Source organism: Trueperella bialowiezensis (assembly GCF_900637955.1).
Classification (GTDB): Bacteria; Actinomycetota; Actinomycetes; order Actinomycetales; family Actinomycetaceae; genus Trueperella; species Trueperella bialowiezensis.
Genome location: NZ_LR134476.1, coordinates 321,972 through 344,054, shown reverse-complemented (window position 1 = coordinate 344,054; position 22,083 = coordinate 321,972). Strand labels below are relative to the sequence as shown.

At 60.6% G+C, this 22,083-nt stretch carries 18 protein-coding genes; 14 read left to right on the top strand and 4 right to left on the bottom strand.

Annotation, left to right across the window (positions count from 1 at the left end; translation table 11 throughout):
- The first annotated feature begins 23 nt into the window (after positions 1 to 23).
- Positions 24 to 3,260: a DEAD/DEAH box helicase gene (locus EL234_RS01605; RefSeq protein WP_126415826.1), complete on the top strand. Its 3,237-nt coding sequence runs from the start codon at positions 24 to 26 to the stop codon at positions 3,258 to 3,260.
- A gap of 12 nt (positions 3,261 to 3,272) precedes the next feature.
- On the opposite strand, the gene EL234_RS01600 is transcribed toward EL234_RS01605, so the two are convergent.
- Positions 3,273 to 3,857, bottom strand: a complete 585-nt coding sequence (locus EL234_RS01600; RefSeq protein WP_126415825.1) for a GNAT family N-acetyltransferase — start codon at positions 3,855 to 3,857, stop codon at positions 3,273 to 3,275.
- Positions 3,858 to 3,933: 76 nt separating this feature from the next.
- On the opposite strand from EL234_RS01600, the gene dapA reads away from it, so the two are divergent.
- On the top strand, positions 3,934 to 4,830 hold the full coding sequence (gene dapA, locus EL234_RS01595) for a 4-hydroxy-tetrahydrodipicolinate synthase (RefSeq protein WP_126415824.1): 897 nt from the start codon (positions 3,934 to 3,936) through the stop codon (positions 4,828 to 4,830).
- Positions 4,831 to 4,939: 109 nt separating this feature from the next.
- Positions 4,940 to 6,634: a ribonuclease J gene (locus EL234_RS01590; RefSeq protein WP_126415823.1), complete on the top strand. Its 1,695-nt coding sequence runs from the start codon at positions 4,940 to 4,942 to the stop codon at positions 6,632 to 6,634.
- Positions 6,635 to 6,652: 18 nt separating this feature from the next.
- On the opposite strand, the gene EL234_RS01585 is transcribed toward EL234_RS01590, so the two are convergent.
- Positions 6,653 to 7,570, bottom strand: coding sequence for an NAD(P)-dependent oxidoreductase (locus tag EL234_RS01585; RefSeq protein WP_126415822.1), 918 nt, complete (start codon positions 7,568 to 7,570; stop codon positions 6,653 to 6,655).
- Between the two features lie 128 nt (positions 7,571 to 7,698).
- On the opposite strand from EL234_RS01585, the gene EL234_RS01580 reads away from it, so the two are divergent.
- Entirely contained in the window at positions 7,699 to 10,293 is a 2,595-nt protein-coding gene (locus EL234_RS01580) for an FtsK/SpoIIIE family DNA translocase (RefSeq protein ID WP_126415821.1), read from the top strand.
- A 25-nt stretch (positions 10,294 to 10,318) separates the two neighbouring features.
- On the opposite strand, the gene EL234_RS01575 is transcribed toward EL234_RS01580, so the two are convergent.
- On the bottom strand, positions 10,319 to 11,605 hold the full coding sequence (locus EL234_RS01575; RefSeq protein ID WP_126415820.1) for a CapA family protein: 1,287 nt from the start codon (positions 11,603 to 11,605) through the stop codon (positions 10,319 to 10,321).
- A gap of 53 nt (positions 11,606 to 11,658) precedes the next feature.
- Here EL234_RS01575 and pgsA point away from each other — a divergent pair, with 53 nt between their 5' ends.
- From pgsA to miaA, 8 genes are all read left to right on the top strand, one after another.
- Complete coding sequence (pgsA, locus tag EL234_RS01570; RefSeq protein WP_126415819.1) at positions 11,659 to 12,237, top strand: CDP-diacylglycerol--glycerol-3-phosphate 3-phosphatidyltransferase; 579 nt, start codon at positions 11,659 to 11,661, stop codon at positions 12,235 to 12,237.
- On the top strand, positions 12,230 to 12,784 hold the full coding sequence (locus EL234_RS01565) for a CinA family protein (RefSeq protein WP_126415818.1): 555 nt from the start codon (positions 12,230 to 12,232) through the stop codon (positions 12,782 to 12,784). Before pgsA ends, EL234_RS01565 begins: the two co-directional genes overlap by 8 nt.
- 107 nt (positions 12,785 to 12,891) lie before the next feature.
- Positions 12,892 to 13,269: a helix-turn-helix domain-containing protein gene (locus tag EL234_RS01560; RefSeq protein WP_126415817.1), complete on the top strand. Its 378-nt coding sequence runs from the start codon at positions 12,892 to 12,894 to the stop codon at positions 13,267 to 13,269.
- Complete coding sequence (locus EL234_RS01555) at positions 13,266 to 13,490, top strand: DUF3046 domain-containing protein (RefSeq protein ID WP_126415816.1); 225 nt, start codon at positions 13,266 to 13,268, stop codon at positions 13,488 to 13,490. The genes EL234_RS01560 and EL234_RS01555 overlap by 4 nt, the downstream gene beginning before the upstream one ends.
- Before the next feature lie 296 nt (positions 13,491 to 13,786).
- On the top strand, positions 13,787 to 14,845 hold the full coding sequence (gene recA, locus EL234_RS01550) for a recombinase RecA (protein ID WP_126415815.1): 1,059 nt from the start codon (positions 13,787 to 13,789) through the stop codon (positions 14,843 to 14,845).
- Positions 14,845 to 15,435 (top strand): regulatory protein RecX, encoded by a 591-nt coding sequence (locus EL234_RS01545; protein WP_126415814.1) that lies wholly within the window; start codon positions 14,845 to 14,847, stop codon positions 15,433 to 15,435. The genes recA and EL234_RS01545 overlap by 1 nt, the downstream gene beginning before the upstream one ends.
- A 67-nt stretch (positions 15,436 to 15,502) precedes the next feature.
- On the top strand, positions 15,503 to 17,038 hold the full coding sequence (gene miaB / locus EL234_RS01540) for a tRNA (N6-isopentenyl adenosine(37)-C2)-methylthiotransferase MiaB (RefSeq protein WP_241969051.1): 1,536 nt from the start codon (positions 15,503 to 15,505) through the stop codon (positions 17,036 to 17,038).
- Positions 17,038 to 17,964: a tRNA (adenosine(37)-N6)-dimethylallyltransferase MiaA gene (miaA, locus tag EL234_RS01535; RefSeq protein ID WP_126415812.1), complete on the top strand. Its 927-nt coding sequence runs from the start codon at positions 17,038 to 17,040 to the stop codon at positions 17,962 to 17,964. Before miaB ends, miaA begins: the two co-directional genes overlap by 1 nt.
- A gap of 3 nt (positions 17,965 to 17,967) precedes the next feature.
- Here miaA and EL234_RS01530 read toward each other — a convergent pair whose 3' ends face one another.
- A complete protein-coding gene (locus EL234_RS01530; RefSeq protein WP_126415811.1) occupies positions 17,968 to 18,576 on the bottom strand; it encodes a class I SAM-dependent methyltransferase in 609 nt (202 codons plus the stop codon).
- An 86-nt stretch (positions 18,577 to 18,662) separates the two neighbouring features.
- On the opposite strand from EL234_RS01530, the gene hflX reads away from it, so the two are divergent.
- Together hflX and EL234_RS01520 are read left to right on the top strand one after the other, a co-directional pair.
- The gene (hflX, locus tag EL234_RS01525; RefSeq protein ID WP_126415810.1) at positions 18,663 to 20,120 is read left to right on the top strand and encodes a GTPase HflX; all 1,458 of its coding nucleotides are present in this window, start codon (positions 18,663 to 18,665) and stop codon (positions 20,118 to 20,120) included.
- Entirely contained in the window at positions 20,117 to 22,066 is a 1,950-nt protein-coding gene (locus EL234_RS01520) for an ATP-dependent DNA helicase (protein WP_322787199.1), read from the top strand. The genes hflX and EL234_RS01520 overlap by 4 nt, the downstream gene beginning before the upstream one ends.
- The last annotated feature ends 17 nt before the right edge of the window (positions 22,067 to 22,083 follow it).

Sequence of the window (22,083 nt, the reverse complement as noted above, 5' to 3'; positions counted from 1 at the left end):
TTTACGGCGCGTAGGGCTGACTCATGGCGGAGACTTTTGGGATCGAATATTTCGTCGACTATAGGTCAGTCCTACGCGGAACGGCGTATGCTACCCAGAATCGGTCGATAGTTCTTGAGAACGACGGCGCCACGATCACTGCGATCACGGAAGGTTCTGGCAACAACTATTACCGCCAGTCGATTGACTACGTGCTGAGCGATGGGCAGCTGGAGGTTTTCGACGGCTCGTGCACATGCCCGGTCGCGTATAACTGTAAGCATTGTGTAAGCGCGTTCTACATTGCTTTCGGTATCGGGGCATTAGGTGTAACGACGGCGAGCAACCTTAACGTCACTCCTAAGTGGCAACGGATGTTAGAGCAGGTATTTCCTGATACTTCACAAGAGCTGCAAGCGTTGGCTTTGGCTGTCGAGTTTACGGCTCCTACACCTCTCAATCCGGAGGTTCCCGCCTGGCAGCAGTACCGTCATCAAGGCAGCGTGTCTCTTGTTCCGATGCGAATGGGTAAGCGCGGACGCTGGATTAAAACCGGCGTGTCGATCAATGATGTGCGCTATGGTGTGGCGTCTGGGATTCGCCGGGATCACGTGGAGGTGGTACGGCAGCTCATCGAGGTCTGTGAAACTGGGGTGGCGTCCTATGCGCGGATGAATAAGCTGTCGCTGACCAGCGTGAAATCTGGGTTGCTCGGGCAGGCGTTACGCGATGTTCTTGACGCTGGGGTAGCTCTTATTTCGGGGTTGGAGCAGGCGCCCGTCATCATAGATCCTGATCCTGTGGAGCCGGTGATGGAGCTTCGCGACGACGGCGTGCTCACCCTTTCCGCATACACGCGTCACCCGCGCGTGCCCTCCGATGCCGTAACGATCGGGAAACCAGCCCAAGCTGCGATGTGGTACGACGGCGAACTCCACCTTGCCTGGTTTGATCCGGTTCCGAGCACGGAATGGGACCAGCTGAAAAGCGAAAAGATCGTTGTGCCCGCCTCGGAGCGGCGCACGTTTGACACGACGTATTACCCGTTGATTGCCGATCGGTTCGAGACCACGAACTACACGCCACCACCATCGCCGGAGCCGACCCTCATGCTGAAGCTCAACCCGGTGGGTGCTGACGACGATCCGAAGGTGGCTGGCGTGTGGTCGTGGGTATATGAAGCGTCGGATCTGACTGTTTTTGATGCAGTACCACTGTGGTCAGAGCCGGACTACCCGCGTGATGTGGCCAAAGAACGCCCGATTCTGGAGAAGATTACGCCGATTGTTGCGGATATTTTCCCAGAGATCGTAGACGAGCAACTGTTGGGGGAGTTTCAGCTTCAAGGCGAGAGCTTGCTTTCATTGCGCGAACTTATTGATCGGCTGAATGCGGAAAGGGTCCGTGTTGTCGATTTTCTGATCCCGGAGTTCCGCCGCGCGAGCGAGTTGCAGGTTGACGCCGATGTGGACGAGGGGCGTGACTGGCTTGATCTGAGACTGCGCATCACGGTTGATGGCACGGAAGTGAAGCTGCGCGATGTGATTGGTCCGATCGTCGAAGGGATGGACTACACGTTCATTGACGGGGCGTATGTGGATCTGACGTCACCCGACCTTACCAAGTTGAGCGCACTCATTGATGAGGCGCGCAACTTGGGAGGCTACCGGGAATCGGGTGTGCGGGTACCGAAAGTGCGTAGGTCATGGTGGGAGGAACTGCTTGACCTTGACGTGGTCGCAGCTTCGGAGCACGCCTGGTTTGACGCCGTCCGCACCGTTAAGGATCCCGAACCCGTCGAACTGCCGAAAGGTTTGAATGCGACCTTGCGCCCCTACCAGAAGGAGGGCTTCGAATGGTTGGCTCACCTGCGTGATTCGGGGCTTGGGGGAGTGCTGGCTGACGACATGGGGCTGGGCAAAACCCTGCAGATCCTTGCCATGATTCTCCGAGATCGGCAGCGCCAGCCGGAGAGCGGGCCGTGGCTCGTCGTCGCGCCCACATCTGTGGTGGGGAATTGGGCTGCTGAGGCTGCCAAGTTTACGCCGAGCCTCAACGTCGTCGTTATTGAGTCGACGGCGAAGCGGCGGCAGGCAAGCCTAGCGGAGGTGGTGGAGGGCGCCGATATCGTGGTGACCTCCTATACGCTACTGCGCCTGGAAGATGAGGAGTATCGCAGTCTTGGCTTTACTGGGCTGGTCTTGGATGAGGCGCAGAACGTCAAGAATTACAGGTCGAAGGGGTTCGCGGCTGCTAAGAACCTCGGGGCGCCCACAGTTTTCGCGGTGACGGGCACGCCGATTGAGAATAACCTGCAGGAGTTGTGGGCGATGTTCACGCTGTCTGCACCGGGGCTGCTGGGTAGTTCGGAGAAGTTCGGCGACACGTTCCGCAAACCGATCGAGAAAGCTGCAGGGCTTAGCGGCGGGGCCAGCCAAGGCACGTCACGGGATGGCAGTCAGGGAGCGCCCAGCACATCCGAGGAGGAAAAAGCTGGCGAGGAGCTGATGGCCACGCTTCGGCGGCGCATCTCGCCGTTCTTTTTGAGGCGCACAAAGAGCGCCGTCGCACTCGATCTGCCGCCCAAGCAGGAGCAGGTGTTGAAGATCGATCTTGCCGCAGAGCATCGCCGGATGTATGACGTCCACCTGGAAAAGGAACGCCAGCGCGTGCTTGGCTTGAGCGATGACGACCGGATCGAAATCCTGTCTGCACTCACCCGGCTGCGCCAGCTGGCGATTGATCCGCGCCTTGCAGATGAAAGTTCGGCGGCTCCGCCGTCGAAGATCAACGAGCTCATTCCGCTACTTGCGAACCTCGTGGCTGAAGGGCACAACGCGCTCGTGTTCAGCCAGTTCACGCGGTTCTTGAAGCTGATCGCTAAGCGGCTGGATGCTGAAGGAATCGCCTATCTTTACCTTGATGGCACCACTCGTCACCGGCCTAAGCTCATTCGTAGCTTTCAGGAGGGTGAGGCACCGATCTTCCTCATTTCGCTGAAGGCTGGTGGCACCGGGCTCAACCTGACGATGGCTGACTACGCGATTCTCACCGATCCGTGGTGGAATCCGGCCGCCGAGGAGCAGGCTGTCGACCGCGCGCATCGCATCGGCCAAACGAGGCCCGTCCACGTCTACAGGCTGGTCTCCCGCGGCACCATTGAGGAGAAGGTGGTTGCGTTACAGGATGCCAAGCGGCGCCTGCTCGCTGTTATTTCCGACGACGGCGGGGTCGGCACGGGCGCGTTGAGTGCGGCCGAGCTGCGCGCACTGCTGGCGTAGTGACTGCGCCGCCTAGGATTCGCGATCGGTGAGGGTGGTCCACCACAGGTGTTCGGCGATCTCTGCGCCGTCGACATCAGCGACCCGCCGGATTGGCCGCGGCGCGAATCCTGAGCCGCTGAGCAGGTGGGTGAGCTGGTCGTAGCCGGCAATTACCCACGTGTGGATTTCGGTAGCGTCCGTCACGGTGTCGGTAATCGCTGCGAGTAGCCGTGCTTCGTGCCCCTTACCGGAATGCGCCATGGGCACGTGAAAGTTCGTAATCTCGTAGGCAACGCGCGGCTCGCCGGTTTCGGCGTCGAGCCCATCGGCGTCGTCGCCGTCCAAAATCATCGGTGCAGCCGGGGCGACGGCCGCGAAGCCCTCCACGGCGCCGTCGTCTGTGGCAACGAGCACGTGGTGATCGGGGGAGGGAAGGTTCTCGATTGTTGCTTGCCAGGTGGTGGCAAGGCTGCCCACTTCGAGCTGGGCGCGCACCGCGTCTGAGGCGCGCCGATCCATCCCCGCGCTAATCGCTTCAAACATGGCAGCGGACTGCAACTGGCCGACACTGAGCGCGTCGGCACTACGAGCTGGGCGTACAGTTCTTAAACTCACACGCCCATTGTTCCATTGACGCTTCCGAATTTCGAAACATCTAACCACCCGGCTCCTTTCCGATTAGTATGAGTGCATGGCTCAACTACCTTCACGTTCATTTGGTTCAGTCTCCGTGGCAATGGTGACCCCATTCCATCCGGATGGCTCGATTGACATCGATAGCGCCGTTAAGGTTGCAAACAAGCTGGTCAACGATGGATGCGACGCCCTCGTGCTGTCTGGCACCACGGGTGAATCGCCGACCACCCATCAGCCGGAGAAGAACGAACTGGTTCGTGAAGTCAAAGCTGCGATCGGGGATCGCGCGATGATTATCGCGGGCGCAGGTTCGAATGACACGGCACATGCCGTGCGCATCGCGAAAGGTGCGCAGGAATCGGGCGCGGAAGGCCTGCTCGTTGTCTCCCCGTACTACAACCGCCCCTCACAAGAGGGCGTCTACCAGCACATTGTTGCGGTTGCCAACGCTACGGACCTGCCCGTCATGGTCTACGACATCCCGGGCCGTACCGGTGTAGCGATCTCTGACGACACGCTGGACAGGCTGGCCGAACACCCGCAGATCAAGGCAGTCAAGGACGCCACGGGTAACGTGCCGCAGGGCTTCGAACGTATTTCACGTACGGGCTTGGAGTACTATTCTGGCGACGACGCGCTGAACTTCGCCTGGCTCGCACACGGTGGTTCCGGCGTCGTGTCTGTGGCCGGCCATGTTATCGCCTCCAGTTTACGAGCGTTGGTTGATGAGGTCGACGCCGGGGATCTACCCGCAGCGCGCGCCGAGTTCACCGCACAGGCGCCGATTATTGATGCGATCATGGGCGGCGGCCAGGGGGCAGTCATGGCGAAGGAAGCGATGAAGCTGATGGGCGTGATCCCGTCGGCCGCTGTTCGCCTGCCGCTCGTTGGCGCATCAGAAGCCGAGATTGCCAAGCTTCGTTCGGCGCTCCAAGCTGACGGCTACATTTAAGCCTGCGGTCATCTGAACCACCCGCGATCCCCGCACATGAGCTGGCACTACAGCGGGCTTTCGGGGTGCCCGAATTCCCGCGGACGGTAAAGCGTGACACAATGGGGGCGTGACTACGCAACATCTTTCCGAGTTAGTTGACCCTCCAGCCCTCGAGCCGGGAACCCTTCGTATTGTTCCGCTTGGCGGAATCGGAGAAGTGGGCAGGAACATGGCCGTGTTCGAAATTGACGGCCGTATCCTCATCGTCGACTGCGGCGTGCTTTTCCCCGAGGTGATCCAGCCGGGCGTGGACCTCATCTTGCCCGATTTCGACTATCTGAAAGACAAGCTCGACCGCATCGACGGGATCGTGCTCACCCACGGCCACGAGGACCACATCGGGGCCGTCCCGTACCTGCTGCGCCTACGCAAAGACATTCCGCTCATCGGCTCCAAGCTCACCATCGCCCTTGTGGAAGCGAAACTGGAAGAGCACCGGATCAAGCCCTATTCGCTCGTGGTGCGCGAGGGCGACGTCGAAAACCTCGGCAAATTCGACCTGGAGTTCATTGCCGTCAGCCATTCGATCCCGGACGCGCTCGCCGTCGCCATTCACACCGACGCCGGAACTGTCATCCACACCGGCGATTTCAAAATGGATCAGCTCCCTCTCGACGGGCGAGTCACCGATTTGCGTGGATTTGCGCGCGTTGCTGACGACACGGGCGTCGACCTTCTCATGGTCGATTCCACGAACGCGGAAGTACCCGGCTTCGTGCCCGCGGAAGTAACGATCGCGCTCGCACTCGACGAACACATCGGAGCAGCACGCGGCAAAGTGATCGTCTCCTCGTTCGCCTCGCACGTGCATCGCGTCCAGATGGTTATCGACGCCGCGGCCAAGCACGGCCGCAAGGTCTGCTTCGTGGGCCGTTCGATGGTGCGCAACATGGGACTCGCGCTCAAGCTCGGTTACCTGTCTGCGCCGGAGGGTACCATCGTCGATCTCAACCAGGCCAATAACCTGCCTGATCACGAGGTTCTATACATGTCTACCGGTTCGCAGGGTGAGCCGATGGCAACCGTGGCGCGGATTGCCGCCGGGCAACACAAGTCGATTTCGGTGGGGCCAGACGACACGGTCATTTTTGCCTCCTCGCTCATCCCCGGTAATGAAGAGTCAGTGAACCGGCTCATCAACCAGCTCACCGCCCGCGGAACAAAGGTTGTCCATTCGGGTAACGCCAAAGTGCATGTGTCCGGCCACGCCTGTGCCGGCGAACTGCTCGTGCTCTACAACCTGCTCGAACCCGAGTACGTCATGCCCGCACATGGCGAACCGCGTCACCTGGTCGCCAACGGTAAGCTGGCCGTCTCCACGGGTGTGCCGGAAGAAAACGTGTTGCTCACCCGCAACGGCACAGTGGTGGACATGGCCGACGGCGAAGCCAAGATCGTCGGCCAAGTGCCGGTCGGATACGTGTACGTGGACGGCTCGTCAGTTGGCGAGATCACGGAAGCTGAACTCACTGAGCGAATCACGCTTGGCGAAGAAGGCTTCGTGGCGATCTTCGCCGTCGTCGACGCCCACAAACGCGTCGTGCTCTCCGGGCCACACATCCAGGCTCGCGGTATGGCTGAAGACGACTCGGTCTTCGATGACATCCTGCCCGCCGTCCGCGAGGCACTCGAAGAATCGGTGGCAGACCCGCAGTCGACCACTTACCACATGCAGCAGGCGATGCGCCGAGTGATCGGCCGGTGGGTGGCGCGCAAGCTCCGCCGCAAGCCGATGATCATCCCGACCGTCGTGGAAGCCTAGTTCTAGTGGCGCCTAACCCTAGTTTCCGGACTGGTTAAACACGACGTTTTCGGGCTCGCGCCCGGCGCTCAACGCATCAATCTGACGGTGAATGAGGGCTCGAAGCCGTGGCCACATCGCGTCCGAATACCCGCCCATATGTGCGGAAAACAGGACGTTCGGGTGCGAGTACAGCGGGTGCCCGGCTGGTAGTGGTTCGGGGTCAACGACGTCGAACGCCACCTTGAGCCTGTCCGCGTGTGCAACGAGCGCATCGGTGTCCGCCACAGACCCGCGGGCCATGTTGACGATGAGCGCGCCGTCTTTCATCAGGCTCAAGAACTTATCATCGACCATCTTGGCCGTGGATTCTTGGCCGGGCACGATGAGGATGACGATGTCCATCTGCGGCAAAAGCTCGGGCAGATCCTCCGGGCCGTAAACGATCCCGTCGGCATCTTCACGCCGGTAGGAAGCACTGCGGTAAAGCTCCACCTCGAACGGACGCAAGCGATCTCCGATCGCCTTGCCGATCCCGCCCCAACCGATGACGAGCACCTTCTTATCCGCAAGGCCGGGCGCGGTGAACGTGTCCCATTCGCCACGCCCCTGTGAAGCGACCATCCGCGGCACGTCACGCATCTGAGCCAGCACTAAGGCGAGGGTCAGCTCCGACGTGGAGGTTTCGTGGACTGTGGTAGCGTTTGCCAGTGGCTTGCTACCAATGTGCGGCAGGACGTGTTCGAAGCCAATCGACGACGCCTGAACAAGGCGGGCATCCACGCTATGCAAGGTTGTCAGATCGGGGTTATCGGTCACGAGCGGAAGCAACACGAGGTCGATAAACTCAACCGGGGCGGGGGATTTGAGATCCCAGTCGATAATCTGTACTTCGCCGTCGTAGTTTTCAACCGCGGCGCGAAAGTCGGGATTAGGAACGCTCACTGTGATAGTCATGAGCCCATTCTAAGCCGTATAGGCCGCTTATGGACATGTCACACTTTGGCAACCACGGCGCGTTATTTGCGGCTAGTTTGGCGCAGGCCACTAGGCTAAAAACGTACTTTGCCCACGAAAGAGGAGACATGGCGCGAAGCAAATCGAAACCGCGAGGTGGCCAGGACAAGCCGCGCTCATATGAAGGCCTAGCCTTTATTATGCTTGCGCTCGCTATTGTTGTTGGCCTGCGTGAATGGTTTGGGCTGTCCGGCCTGCTGGGTGACGTGATCCATCACGCCACCGCCGGGGTGGTGGGTGCCCTGTCGATCTTCGTGCCGATCATGTTCATCGGGATTGCGATACGGCTGTTTCGCCGCTCGGTGGGGAACACCAACCAACGTTTCGTCATTGGTCTGGCACTGCTTGTTGTGGCAATTACCGGAATTTTGCATGTGGCCAAGGGGCTGCCTAATCCGACCGTCGCATTTTCCGCGGTGGAAGACGCCGGCGGGATTATCGGCTGGATGTCGGGCGGGCTGCTCACCGCGCTCGTGTCCGAATGGGGAGCGGTACCCCTGCTGGTGTTGCTTGCCGTCTATGCGATGCTTGTTGCCACCGACACGTCAGTACGCGACGTGATTGACTGGTTTTCTGCCAAGCGCGCCCAGCTTGATGAGCGGCGCGAACAGCGGCGGGCAGAGGTTGACAAGACCCGCGTTCTTGATGAGCCCCAGCCGGCTCCTTCCCGGGTGAAGCGAGGCAGGCCTGACAAGCAGGCACGCAAGCTTGCCAAGTCGGCTGAGGCCGCGCCGGTTGAGCCCGACGAATCCGAGACCGTCGTCGCACCTACACCTGGCACGGCCGCGGCCGATAAACCAGCAGAGTCAAACGAGCAGGGTGCGAAGAAGAAGCGGGTTGCTCCCGCACGGAAGAAGGCGCCCAAGCCCGAACCGCTACCTGCACGAGTGGAGCAGCTCGAGCTGTCGTCCAACATTACCTATACGCTTCCGCCCTCCGATCTGCTGACCGAGGGCGCTCCCGCCGTCGAACATTCCGAAGCAAACGATCTCATCGTTGACGCGCTCAACGGAGTGTTTACCGATTTCGGTGTTGACGCGCAGGTCGTGGACTTCACCCGCGGGCCCACAGTTACCCAGTACGAGGTCGAGCTCGGGCAGGGCGTGAAAGTCGACCGGATTACGTCGCTGTCGAAGAACATCGCCTACGCCGTGGCCACCTCCGACGTTCGTATTCTCTCGCCCATCCCCGGCAAGTCGGCGATCGGCATCGAGATTCCTAACCGTGATCGAGAGACCGTCATGGTTGGCGACGTGCTACGTTCCCAGGTGGCACGCAAGCAAACGCACCCGCTCGTCGTCGCCGTTGGAAAATCAGTCTCCGGTAAACACGTGGTGGCGAACCTGGCGAAGATGCCGCACCTGCTGGTCGCCGGCGCTACAGGTTCGGGCAAGTCCTCGTTCATTAACTCGATGCTGACGTCGATCCTCATGCGGGCCACTCCGGAAGAAGTGCGCATGGTGCTCGTGGATCCCAAACGCGTGGAGCTGACGATTTACGCGGGTATCCCGCACCTCGTCACACCGATTATCACCGATCCGAAGAAGGCCGCCGAGGCCCTCGAGTGGGTGGTACGCGAAATGGACCAGCGCTACGCTGATTTTGCTAACTACGGTTACAAGCAGATCGACGACTTCAACGAAGCCATCCGCTCGGGCAAACTGACGACGCCGCCCGGCTCGGAACGCAAGCTGTTGCCATACCCGTATCTGCTCGTCGTCGTCGACGAATTGGCAGACCTCATGATGGTTGCCCCGCGCGATGTGGAAGCCTCTATTCAAAGGATCACCCAGTTGGCGCGTGCCGCCGGCATCCACCTGGTGCTGGCCACGCAGCGTCCGTCCGTGGACGTGGTCACCGGCCTCATCAAGTCGAACATTCCGTCGCGCCTAGCGTTCATGACCTCCTCGCTCGCTGACTCGCGCGTCATCCTCGACTCGGCCGGCGCGGAAAAGCTGATTGGCATGGGTGACGCGCTCTTCCACCCGATGGGCGCCTCGAACCCGGTGCGCGTGCAGGGCGCGTGGGTGACCGAACACGAGATCGCCGACGTCGTCAAACACGTCAAGGCACAAATGCAACCCGTCTATCGCGACGACGTGATCCCCAAGGTGGAAAAGAAGAAGATCGACGAGGAGATCGGCGACGACCTCGACACCCTCCTGCAAGCCGCCGAGCTCGTGGTCACCACCCAGTTCGGCTCGACATCGATGCTGCAACGCAAGCTCCGCATTGGCTTTGCGAAGGCTGGGCGCATGATGGATCTGCTCGAATCGCGCGATATTGTTGGCCCGTCGGAAGGCTCGAAGGCACGCGACGTGCTCGTCACGCCAGAACAGCTCGACGACGTGCTCGCACTCATCAAGGGTGAAGACGTCGATCTGCACGCCCCCGCCGAAGCGCCGGAGGATCAGTATGCTGACGCCGATTTCGGCGACGTCGACGTGGCGCGTGAGCCCGACGCCGATTCGCGCCCCTACGCCCATTCTGAGGCGGGAGCGGGCGTGGACGTTGACGACGACGCCTCGGGTGGTGACGAGGACAGCGACGACGCGACCGTGGTCATGAGTACCGATCGGTACGCTGACGACCCGCTCGCCTACGACCCTGCCGACTACGATTCTGACGACGACGAAGACGCCTGGCAGCTCACCGGGCGGTAGCGAAGGCGGCAGTGAGCGCAGATAGCTAGCGGCGTGAGGGAGTCACCGTTGCCCCAGTCGGAGTGGGCGGCTCGGTGCGTTCTGGCCCAGAGCTTTCAAGAACCGGGTAGGTAACATCGGCGCGAGAGTTAATCTGGTAGGCCGATAAGCCGAGATCAGCGGGATAGTCGCCGGCGACGAGCGGGGTGAGCGGGCGTAAGCGTTCGCCGGCCGCACGATCTTGCGTGACCACCGTGTAATCAAAGTCCGTGACCGCGGCGTCGCCCTCGCCACGCACCTCGATAGTCGCCGTCGTCATCAAACCAGTGGTCACTCGCGGACCGTGACTTTCCACCGTCTGCCCAGAAATCTGATTACCCATCGAGTAGACCACCCACATGCCCTGACCATCCGGGCCGCCGGCGACCCTCTCGAGTGGCTGCGGCACGTGCGAATGATTACCAAACACCAGGTCCACGACCCCCGATTCTGCCAGCTCGCGTGTGATCTCCACCTGCTCATCAATCGGCTCATTGACATACTCTGTACCCCAATGCATGGACACGATCACGATGTCCCCGCCGCGCTCGCGAGCTTCCTTTGCACGCTCGATGACGGTTGATACAGGCTGGCCCAGATCGCCGACCACGTTCCACGAATACGGGTGATCGGCCGGGATTGGAATCCCGTTCGTCAGCGTGGTGGCAGACAGGTGGGCGATCGTGACCTGCTGGTGTTCTCCTTGCACGTGGTAGAACTGAATCTGATCAGCCTCGTCTTGGGTACGCGCAGATCCGGCCCAGCCCAGCCCGGCCTGGCTCAGCGCCTCAATCGTGGTGTTCACGCCGCCGAAGCCGCGATCCATCGTGTGATTGGTTGCCAGTGCGCAGCCGTCAAAGCCGATCTGAGCGAGCGAGGCCGCCAGATCCCAAGGCGCGCCGAACAGCGGATAGTTGGACGGCATCTCGTCTGATCCCACAATCGGCGTCTCCAGAGCACACAGCGCCACATCGGCGTTCGCAATAAACGGCTGAATATCCTGATACAGCGGCGTGTAGTCGTAGTTTTCCCCGCGGATGCGCGCTGACTCATTGACGGACAGGTGCAGCAGAATATCCCCGCCAGAGACCACCGTGAAACGCTCGGGTGGTGCGCTGGGGGTCGGCGACGGCGTCGGCACATTCGGGCTTGCCGTTACCGTTGGGGTCGCCGACGGGGAATGCGAAGCCGCAAGGTCACGATCCGCCGTGCCAAAATGAATAAACCCGAGCGTCACAGCAGCTGCGATGATCGCCGCCACCACGAAGACTGCCGCACCCATCCGTGTTTTCATGTCTCTCCCGCGCGCATAAATCGGAAACTTTAGTCATGAACTAGAGTAGAGCAGTGGACGAAAAATCTCAGGTACCCGTGGTGAATATTGCCAATGCGCTCACCGTGCTGCGCCTTGTGCTCGTGCCGGTGATGATCTGGCTCCTGTTAGACCCAACCGTAGAGCGGCGCTGGCTAGGCTGGGGCGTTTTTGCAGTGGCCGCGTTCACAGACCAAATCGATGGCCACCTCGCCCGCAAGCTCGGCCTGATCACTGACTTTGGCAAGCTTGCCGATTCGATTGCAGACAAGTTCCTCATCCTGTCCGCGATGATCATGGCGTCGGTGAACGGCTGGCTGTGGTGGTGGGTCACGATCCTGTTTATCGTGCGCGAGCTCGGCATCACGATCATGCGCATGGTAGTTGTAAAAAAGAAAGTGATGGCCGCAGGGCGCGGGGGCAAGATCAAGATGTTCGCCCAGTCGCTTGGCGCTGGCGGCCTGATTATTCCATGGCACAGCTTCCTACCGGGCGCGCTCGCCACTGGCGTTGTGTGGGCGTGTTATGCACTGATTGGTATTGCGCTGTTCTTTGCGATCACGTCCGCCGTGGAGTACATCGCCGAAGCCCGGGCTCTGAGCGACGATGAGTGAGCACGATACCGCAGGGCCGATTGGTGACGCCGGCTCGCTGGCTCACGACGTCGTCACGGCGTTGACAGAGCGCGGCGGCACGATCGCCGTCGCCGAATCACTCACCGGAGGCCTGCTTGCCTCGACTATCGTGTCTGTGCCAGGAGCCTCGGAGTGCTTTCGCGGGGGAGCAGTCACCTACGCCACCGACACGAAAGCCTCAGTGCTCGGGGTATCCCGGGAACGTTTGGCACAGACGGGGCCGGTAGACGGCGTCGTCGCACAACAAATGGCTACCGGGGTCGCCGAACTCTTCGGGGCAGATATTGGCATCGCGACGACGGGCGTGGCCGGCCCAGGTCCAGCAGACGGACACCCCGCCGGAACCGTGTATGTGGCAATAGCCACACGAAGGTTGGTGGGTGCTGCTGGCGACGGCGTCGTACATGCTGATTCCGGCATGCGTGCGAAGCACTTTCACTTCGACGGAAATAGGGCGCAAGTCCGCCAACAGGCGGTAGACCAGGCACTAAACTTAGTAAACGAACTGCTAAAAAATTTCCCCTAAACTCGGACGTGGTTTTCAGGAAATGTTCAGATTCGCGTGGGAATATTTAGCCGTAAGCGGGAGTTGTCTTATATAGCGAATCCCGAAGTGAAGATAGAGAGTTACACATGACGATGATGAATGAGTCCCAAGTTCGCCCCGAACCGGTTCTTTTCCGCCGGGAGCTTGGTGATGTTTTGCGTGACTACCGGCAGCGGCAGGGGAGAACCCTGCGTGAAGTGTCGTCGGATGCGCGGGTGTCACTTGGTTACCTCTCAGAAGTTGAACGTGGCCAGAAGGAAGCCTCCTCAGAGCTTCTGCATTCGATTTGCCGCGCGCTGAACGTTCCGATGAGCCACGTGCTTCGCCTCGTCGCTGATCGCATCGACATCGCAGAAGGCCGCACGCCGCCGATGATCCGCAAGGTGCAGGCAGCACGCGCTGCTGGCATGCGTATCCCAGACACGGCCGAGGCACTGCTGAACGGCGAACTTTCGGGAGTATGAAACACACCGAGTTCTGGGGTGTAGTCGAACAGGCTTTCCCAGGCGGGCACGGGCGAGCGCTCGCGCACGATCTGGTCCTTCCCGAACTCGGCTCACGAACACCCGAAGAAGCCCTAGCAGCCGGGTGTGAGCCACAAAAGGTGTGGCACGAGTTCCGGGTAGCCATGGATCTTCCAGACTCCTACGAGTTCCTGCATCGCAAGAACACCAAGAAAGCTTAGACTTCTAGGCAAACACATAAGCTAGCTAAGGGAGCCACCCGCGGGTGGCTCCCTTCTTTGCGTCTAGCCCGGCAAGTGATGCACGCCGCGCGTGTCGGCGTGCATTAGAACAGTTGTTCGCATAAAGTTATCCACGGCAACGCTTCCCGTCTAGCATATCCACAGGGGATGTGCGCGGAAAGTTTTGTGTCGGAGGTCGGGCATAAGGTTGTCCGTAAGCCGCTCGGAGAGGGCGGTATTCGTCGAAAAGACCTGTTCTATTCGCCGGCCGGAAGGCCACTACATGAAGGAAACGCATGTCTAAGAAGAAAGATGCGCGCGCTGAAGCGCTTGAAAATGCCCTGAGCCAGATTGATCGCAACTTTGGTAAAGGCTCTGCGATGCGGTTGGGGGATGCGCCCAAGCAGCGGGTCGAAGTGATTCCCACCGGTTCACTCGCCCTTGATATTGCGCTCGGTATTGGTGGTCTCCCGCGCGGGCGAGTGGTAGAGATCTACGGTCCGGAATCGTCCGGTAAAACCACTGTTGCCCTTCATGCTGTGGCAAGCGCACAGGCACAAGGCGGAATTGCAGCGTTTATTGACGCCGAACACGCCCTCGATCCGGAATATGCCAAGAACTTGGGTGTAGACACCGATTCACTGATCGTGTCCCAGCCGGATACGGGTGAGCAGGCACTCGAGATTGCAGACATGCTCATTCGCTCGGGTGCACTCGACATCATCGTTATCGACTCGGTGGCGGCACTCGTGCCCAAGGCAGAAATCGAGGGCGAAATGGGTGATTCGCACGTGGGTCTGCAGGCACGGCTCATGTCGCAGGCACTCAGAAAGCTCACAGGTGCGCTGTCCGCATCTGGCACCACCGCGATCTTCATCAATCAGCTGCGTGAAAAGATCGGCGTGTTCTACGGAAATCCGGAAACCACCACGGGTGGGCGTGCGCTGAAGTTCTACTCGTCGGTGCGCCTAGACGTGCGGCGTATCGAAACCCTGAAAGAAGGCTCCGTGCCCGTGGGTAACCGCACCCGCGTCAAGGTTGTGAAGAACAAGATGGCCCCGCCGTTTAAGCAGGCAGAGTTTGACATCCTGTACGGCAAAGGGATTTCCCGTGAAGGTGGCATCCTCGATATGGCTGTTGACGCGGGCGTGGTTCGCAAGTCTGGTTCGTGGTACACCTACGAAGGCGATCAACTCGGCCAGGGCAAGGAGAAGTCACGCCAGTTCTTGATTGATAACCCGGAGATCTCGGAAGAAATCGAGGTCAAGGTCAAGCGCTCGTTGGGCATTGGCGAGTTTGCTGACGACTCCGATGATACTGATAACCCCGATCCTGAGCAGGCGCCGGAGGCGTAGTGGTCGACTACGCTGAGCGCGCGGACTTTGCTCGTCCGCGCAGGCGGCGGCGATCTCCCGACGAGATCGCCGCCGGGAGGAAAGCACGCGCGGAGGCTAGAACTGACGAGGAGTGGTACGCGTTTGCTAAAGACGTGTGCTATCGGCAGCTCGCCATGATGGAACGATCAACCGCGCAGCTGCGTGAAGCATTGGAACGCAACCTCGTTCCCGAACCGATCGCCGAAGAAGTCGTGGCTGCCTTTATTGAGGCTGACTTGGTCAACGATGCGCGCTTTGCGCACATGTTTGTGCGCTCCCGGTTCGCTGCTAAGCCGACCACACGGCGTGCATTACGCCAGGAACTTGCCCGGAAGGGAATCACCGGTCAAGAAGCCGAAGACGCCCTGGCACAGATTGATCCGGAGGAGGAACAAGACGCGGCCACGGACTTTGCGCTACGGAAAATGCGGTCGATGCGCCAACTCGAACCACACGTGCAACGGCGTAGGCTCTACGGGGCACTCGGGCGGCGCGGATTTTCCCCGAGCCAGATCAGCCAAGCAATGGAACGGGCGATGGGCGAAGCAGAAGAGTCCGATAGAACCTAACTGGCGTCTCTAAATGCGGCCGATCTCGCACACCCTGCACGCGCTAACACGCCGGGGAGCCAGTAGAATGTCCGAGATGACTAAGACGTATGCGGTGCGCACCCTCGGGTGCCAGATGAACGTTCACGATTCTGAACGCCTAGCCGGCCTGCTCGACGCCGCCGGCTACGTCCCTGTGTCCGAAGTCCCCGAAAAAGCTGCACGCGCTACAGATGCGGGCGATGAAGGCGCGGACGTGCTCGTGATCAACACATGCAGCGTACGTGAAAACGCGGCGAACAAACTGTTCGGAAATCTCGGACAGTTGGCCGCCGTCAAGCGGGAACGGCCAGACATGCAGATCGCCGTCGGCGGATGCCTCGCCCAGCAACTACGTGGAGGAATCGTCGACAAGGCGCCGTGGGTCGACGTCGTGCTCGGCACCCATAACCTTGACGTGCTCCCCGCGCTCCTGGATCGGGCTCGGCACAACAACGAAGCCGCTGTCGAAATCGAAGAATCTCTCAAAGTTTTCCCATCCACATTGCCCACCCGCCGGGAATCGGCGTTCGCGGCCTGGGTATCGATCTCTGTGGGATGCAATAACACGTGCACGTTCTGCATCGTGCCGCACCTGCGCGGCAAGGAACGTGACCGCCGCCCAGGTGACATCCTTGCGGAGATCGAAGCCGTCGTCGCTGAGGGGGCAATCGAAGTCACGCTGCTTGGCCAGAACGTCAACTCCTACGGCGTTGGGTTCGGTGACCGCGGTGCATTCGCAAAACTCTTGCGCGCTGCCGGCGAGGTCGAGGGGCTGGAACGCCTTCGGTTCACCTCTCCGCATCCGGCGGCTTTCACCGACGACGTCATCGACGCAATGGCACAAACCCCCACGGTCATGCCCTCGCTACACATGCCGCTACAATCAGGGTCTGATCGGATCCTGCGAGCCATGCGGCGTTCCTACAGGTCAAAGAAGTTCCTCGGCATCCTGGACAGGGTGCGCGAGCAGATCCCACACGCGGCGATTACCACCGACATCATCGTCGGTTTCCCGGGCGAAACGGAAGAGGATTTTCAACAGACGCTCGAGGTGGTGGAACGTTCCCGGTTCAGCTCAGCCTTTACGTTTATCTACTCGCCACGGCCGGGCACGCCAGCCGCAGACATGGACGACCAGGTTCCAGACGAGGTCTCGAAAGACAGGCTCAACCGGCTCGTCGAATTGCAGAACCGGATTGGCCTGGAGGAGGCGCAAAAGCTGGAGGGGAGCGTCGTCGACGTGCTCGTGTCCGAAGGCGAGGGCCGCAAGGACGAGGTGACGGAACGAATCACGGGCCGGGCAGAAGACAACCGGCTGGTCCACGTGGCTCTGCCTGCGAACATGCCCGCCGACCAGCGCCCCCGCCCGGGGGACTGTGTGAGTGCCCGCGTTACGCACGCCGCACCACATCACTTGTTAGCTGACTCTGCGCTCACCGGAGGCGAATTCTCGATCCGCCGCACGCGTGCCGGGGACGCCTGGGAGCGCGGTGAGAACCGCAAGCAGCAGTTAGCCGCAGAAGCAGCTGGAACCGCTCCGGTATCTCTAGGTTTGCCGAAGATTCCCGTGCGCCGATCATAGTGGTTGAGATCATCGCGATTGTGGGGCCGACTGCGACGGGCAAGACAGCGCTGTCGCTTGAGGTTGCCGAACTTCTCGGCGGCCCTGACCAGGTGGAAATCATTTCCGCTGACGCGATGCAACTGTACCGCGGCATGGATATCGGCACCGCTAAAGTTCCCGTGGGGCAGCGCCGCGGAATCGCCCACCATCAGATTGACGTGCTGGACGTGACAGAAAACGCTTCGGTTGCCGCATACCAGAAAGCGGCTCGGGCAGACCTGGAAGGCATCCGTGAGCGCGGAAAGATCCCGCTCGTCGTCGGCGGCTCCGGGCTTTATGTGTCCGGCTTGTTAGACGAATTAGACTTCCCGGGCACAGACCCGGCAATACGCGAGGAACTCGAGGAGATTCACGCCCGCGACGGGCTTGAGCCGCTCGTGCAGGAGCTTGTGGACAAAGATCCGACGTCCGCCGCGCGGATCGACCTGCGCAATCCGCGGCGAGTCATCCGCGCGCTCGAGGTCGTCCGCCTCACTGGGAGATCCTTCACGCCCGTTTTCCCGCGGCACACCAGCCATTACGACGGCGTGCGGATGTTCGGCCTGCGCCGGGAAGATGCGCTCCTTGATCAATCGATTAACGAGCGGGCCGAGCACATGTTTGCCGGCGGGCTTATTGAAGAAACTCGCGGATTGCTTGCTCGCGGACTACGCGAGGGGCAGACCGCACGCAGAGCCACCGGATATGCGCAGGCAATCGCCGTCATCGATGGTGAGATGAGCCAAGCTGAGGCCATCGAGTCTGTCGGCTTAGCTACCCGGCAGCTTGCACGCAGGCAACGCAAGTGGTTCCGCCGCGACAAGCGCATTACCTGGTTAGATGTGGCCGACGCACGGGACATCCCGCGGCTGGCCGCACAGATCGCCGCCGCCGTGTGTTTCTAAGGGTCACGCCCGGCGAGTTTCGAGCACCCGGAAGCCTTTTTGTGAGCCGAGCTTCGCCGTCGGGAAACCCTGCTCGGTCAGCCAGGTCGCTAGTGAATCAGCGCCCAAGTTGCGTTGTACAACTAGGTGCGCCGCGCCGTCGTCGTTCAACCGGTTCAGCCAAGACATGAGTAACTCATGCAAGGCCGGCTTGCCGATACGGATCGGCGGGTTTGACCACAGTAGATCGATACCTCCGATAGTGGTATCAGTGGCATCAGGCTCGGCAAGTACGCTCACGTTGGTGAACCCGGCACGCTCGGCGTTCACTTTCGCGAGCTCGAGGGCGCGTTCGTTTACATCGACGCCGATCACGCGGCAGTCCGGGTAGTTCGCGGCGAGCGCGAGGGTGAGCGGACCCCAGCCGCAACCCAGATCAACGATCGTGGAACCGGGTGCAAGATCAGGCAAAGGTGCTTTGCGCAGCAAGACGGCCGTGCCCTTATCCACCCCCTGGGGAGAAAAAATACCTGCCGCGGTAGTGACCAGGTAGTCTTCACCATGAATGGTGACGCTTACCTCGCGGGTAGCAGAATCAGAGCTTGGCTGGGCTGAAAAGTAATGATCATTCACGCCAATAGCGTACCGCGCCAAGCCCGGGGCTTGCGTCACGAGCGTGGGTTTTATAGGACAATAGAAGAAAGCTAAGGAGTACACCTATTATCGATTCACACGAACTGGAAGTACGTTCGCGCAAGGGGACGGCACTGCAAGCCGACCCGGCTTACGGCGGCCACTGGGCCGGTGATTCACTTGAGCGGGAAGAACGCTCCTCGCTACGGCGAGTGGCCGGCCTGTCGACTGAACTGGCCGATGTCAGCGAGGTCGAATACCGGCAGTTACGCTTGGAACGCGTGGTGCTCGTCGGGCTAGTCACCGACGGCGATATGACAGCGGGTGAAGAATCTTTGCGCGAACTTGCCGCGCTTGCCGAGACCGCCGGTTCGCACGTACTCGACGGCGTGTTGCAACGCCGCCACATCCCCGATCCTGCCACTTATTTGGGTTCTGGCAAGGCCGCCGAGTTGGCCGATCTGGTGGCGGCCCACGGAGCGGACACCGTGATCGTCGACTCCGAGCTTGCACCCTCCCAGCGGCGTGCACTGGAGGACGTCGTCGACGTGAAAGTCATCGACCGCACCGCGCTCATTTTGGATATTTTCGCCCAGCACGCCAAATCGCGTGAGGGTAAGGCACAGGTTGAGCTTGCCCAGCTGGAATATCTGCTGCCGCGTCTGCGTGGCTGGGGTGAGTCGATGTCCCGGCAGGCTGGTGGCCGGGTGGCCGGCGGTGAGGGTATTGGTTCGCGCGGGCCTGGTGAAACGAAGATTGAACTCGACCGGCGTCGTATCCGCCAACGTATGAGCCGGCTGCGCCGCGACATCGAGCACATGAAAAATTCGCGTAACACGCGCCGGCACAGCCGTAGGCGTCACCGGGTGCCGTCCGTCGTCGTCGTGGGATATACGAACGCCGGGAAATCGTCGCTGATGAACGTGCTGACGGGCGCGGGCGTGCTTGTGGAAAACGCACTGTTCGCCACGTTGGATCCCACGGTTCGGCGGGCAGAAACGCCGGACGGGCGGCACTACACGCTCACCGACACGGTGGGCTTCGTGCGCAATCTGCCCACGCAACTGGTCGAAGCGTTCCGGTCGACACTCGAAGAAGCAGCCGACGCCGACGTGCTGCTACATGTTGTGGACGCGGCTCACGATGACCCTGTTGGTCAGATCGACGCCGTCCACGAGGTGCTCTCCGGAGTGGACATCGCGCCCGACACGCCAGAACTCATCGTACTCGCAAAAGCGGACATCGCCGATCCCGTCACTGTTGCGACACTGCGCAGCAAGTATCCGAACTCGGTACTCGTCAGTTCAGTCACCGGCCTAGGAATCGAGGAACTCCAAGAACGAATCGGCGAGCTGTTGCCTCGCCCCGACGTCGAAATCGACCTCGTCATTCCCTATGATCGCGGCGACATCGTCAGCCGCATTCACAGCGAAGGCGAAATTCTCGCCCAAGATCACGCCGCCGACGGCACCCACCTGCACGCGAGAATAACCCCGGAAATCGAGGGCATGCTCGTGGCCGCTGGAATTATGGAGGCGAAGTGAGCGATGAGCCGCTTGATCCGCGTGAGGTGCTCGACCAGGTAGTCGCCACGATTGGTGGCGCGCGGCGGGAAGGCCAGGAGCGGATGGTCGACGCCGTCTACGAGGCGCTCACCGATGACGGTCACCTCATGGTGGAAGCCGGTACGGGCACGGGAAAGTCGTTCGGCTATCTCGTGCCGGCGATGACGTGGGCGGCCCAGACGAAACAGCGTGCCACGATTTCGACTGCGACGTTGGCTTTGCAACGCCAAATCATCACTCAGGACGCTCCGGCGGTTGCTCGGGCGATCCAGAAGGTGAGCGGGGAGCACGTGGACGTGGCCGTCCTTAAAGGATGGAATAACTATGCGTGCCTACGCAAGGTTGAAGGCGGCTATCCCGAAGAAGACGCCTTGCTGTCTCGTGCCGAAGGAGAGTTGGGCGCCACTGCTACCGGCGAAGAGGTGGTGCGGGCACGCGATTGGGCGCACGAGTCAGATACCGGCGATAGAGACGACCTCGTACCCGGTGTGTCTGACCGGGTGTGGCAACAGATTTCCGTACAAAAACGCGAGTGTATCGGCGATTCGTGCCCCTTGCGTCACGAGTGTTTCCCACGGCTCGCACGTATTCGGGCCGACGAGGCCGACATCGTGGTCACAAACCACGCACTGCTAGGGATTGAGGCCTCCGGCACGCCAGCGCTTCCCGACACCCACGCCTACATTATCGACGAGGCTCACGACCTGGTTGAGCGCGTGACCACTCAGCTCACCCGCTCGCTGGCCGGATATGACGTGCGCGCCGTGGCTCGCTTGCTCCGTCAACTTGAGCTCGACGACGAAGGCTTACCCGACCTTGCCGATCAGCTGGCCGATGCACTGGAGAGCGTAGGCGAAGAGCGGATCACACGGCTTGGCCAAGAACTGAGCGATGTGATCAGCCGACTCCTTGGCAGGCTCCAGGCGGCAGGAGAATCCGTATCCTCGCTAGGCAGTGGCAATGAGGAGCAAAACTCCACGAAGCATGTGCTGCGCGCTCGGCTCAACGAATTGGCGGACCTGTGTCAGGATCTGCTTGGCGATGCCATCAGCACAGGCACGTTCGTGGCCTGGGTGAGCGAATTTAAAGACGTGTATACGCTATATCTTGCCCCGCTCGACGTGGCTACCGCCATCGCTGACCGGCTTTTTGCAGACACGCCAGTGGTGCTTACCTCTGCGACCTTGCAAGTAGGTGGCAGTTTCGATGCGATGGCCAGCCGGGTGGGCTTCACCTTTCCGAGTCAAGGAAAGTGGAGTGGAATCGACGTCGGCACCCCATTTAGCCCGGCGAAACAGGGCATTTTATACGTGGCAGCCCACCTGCAACCTCCTGGGCGAGACGGTTACGGCAGCGCACATCTTGAAGAAATCGTTGATCTTATTCAGGCGAGCGACGGCGGGGCGCTGTGCCTATTCACATCGCGTGTCGGTGTCGAAAGGGCTGCAGAATATGTGCGGGAGAATCTTGATGTTCCCGTGTTTGCGCAGGGTGAGGATCAGCTTCCCACCCTGTTGGAGGATTTTGCGAAAGACCAGCGTGCGTGCCTGTTTGGAACGTTGTCGCTGTGGCAGGGCGTTGACGTGCCGGGGTCAACGTGCAGGCTCGTGATTATTGATCGGATCCCATTCCCGCGGCCTAATGAACCTCTTGTTCAGGCGCGTAGCGACGCGGCTCGCCAGGCAGGGCTTAATCCGTTTATGACGGTGTCTGCCACTCATGCCGCTTTGCTTTTGGCGCAGGGTGCGGGCAGGTTGCTGCGTCGGACTACCGATCGCGGGGTAGTGGCAGTGCTGGATTCGCGTTTGCACACGGCTCGTTATGGCTCGTTTTTGCGTGCGTCGATGCCAAAAATGTGGCCGACCACCGATCGTGAGGTCGTGTTAGGCGCGCTTGAACGGCTGGCCTCCATGAAAGATGAGTAAAGCCCCGCCGGGTCAGC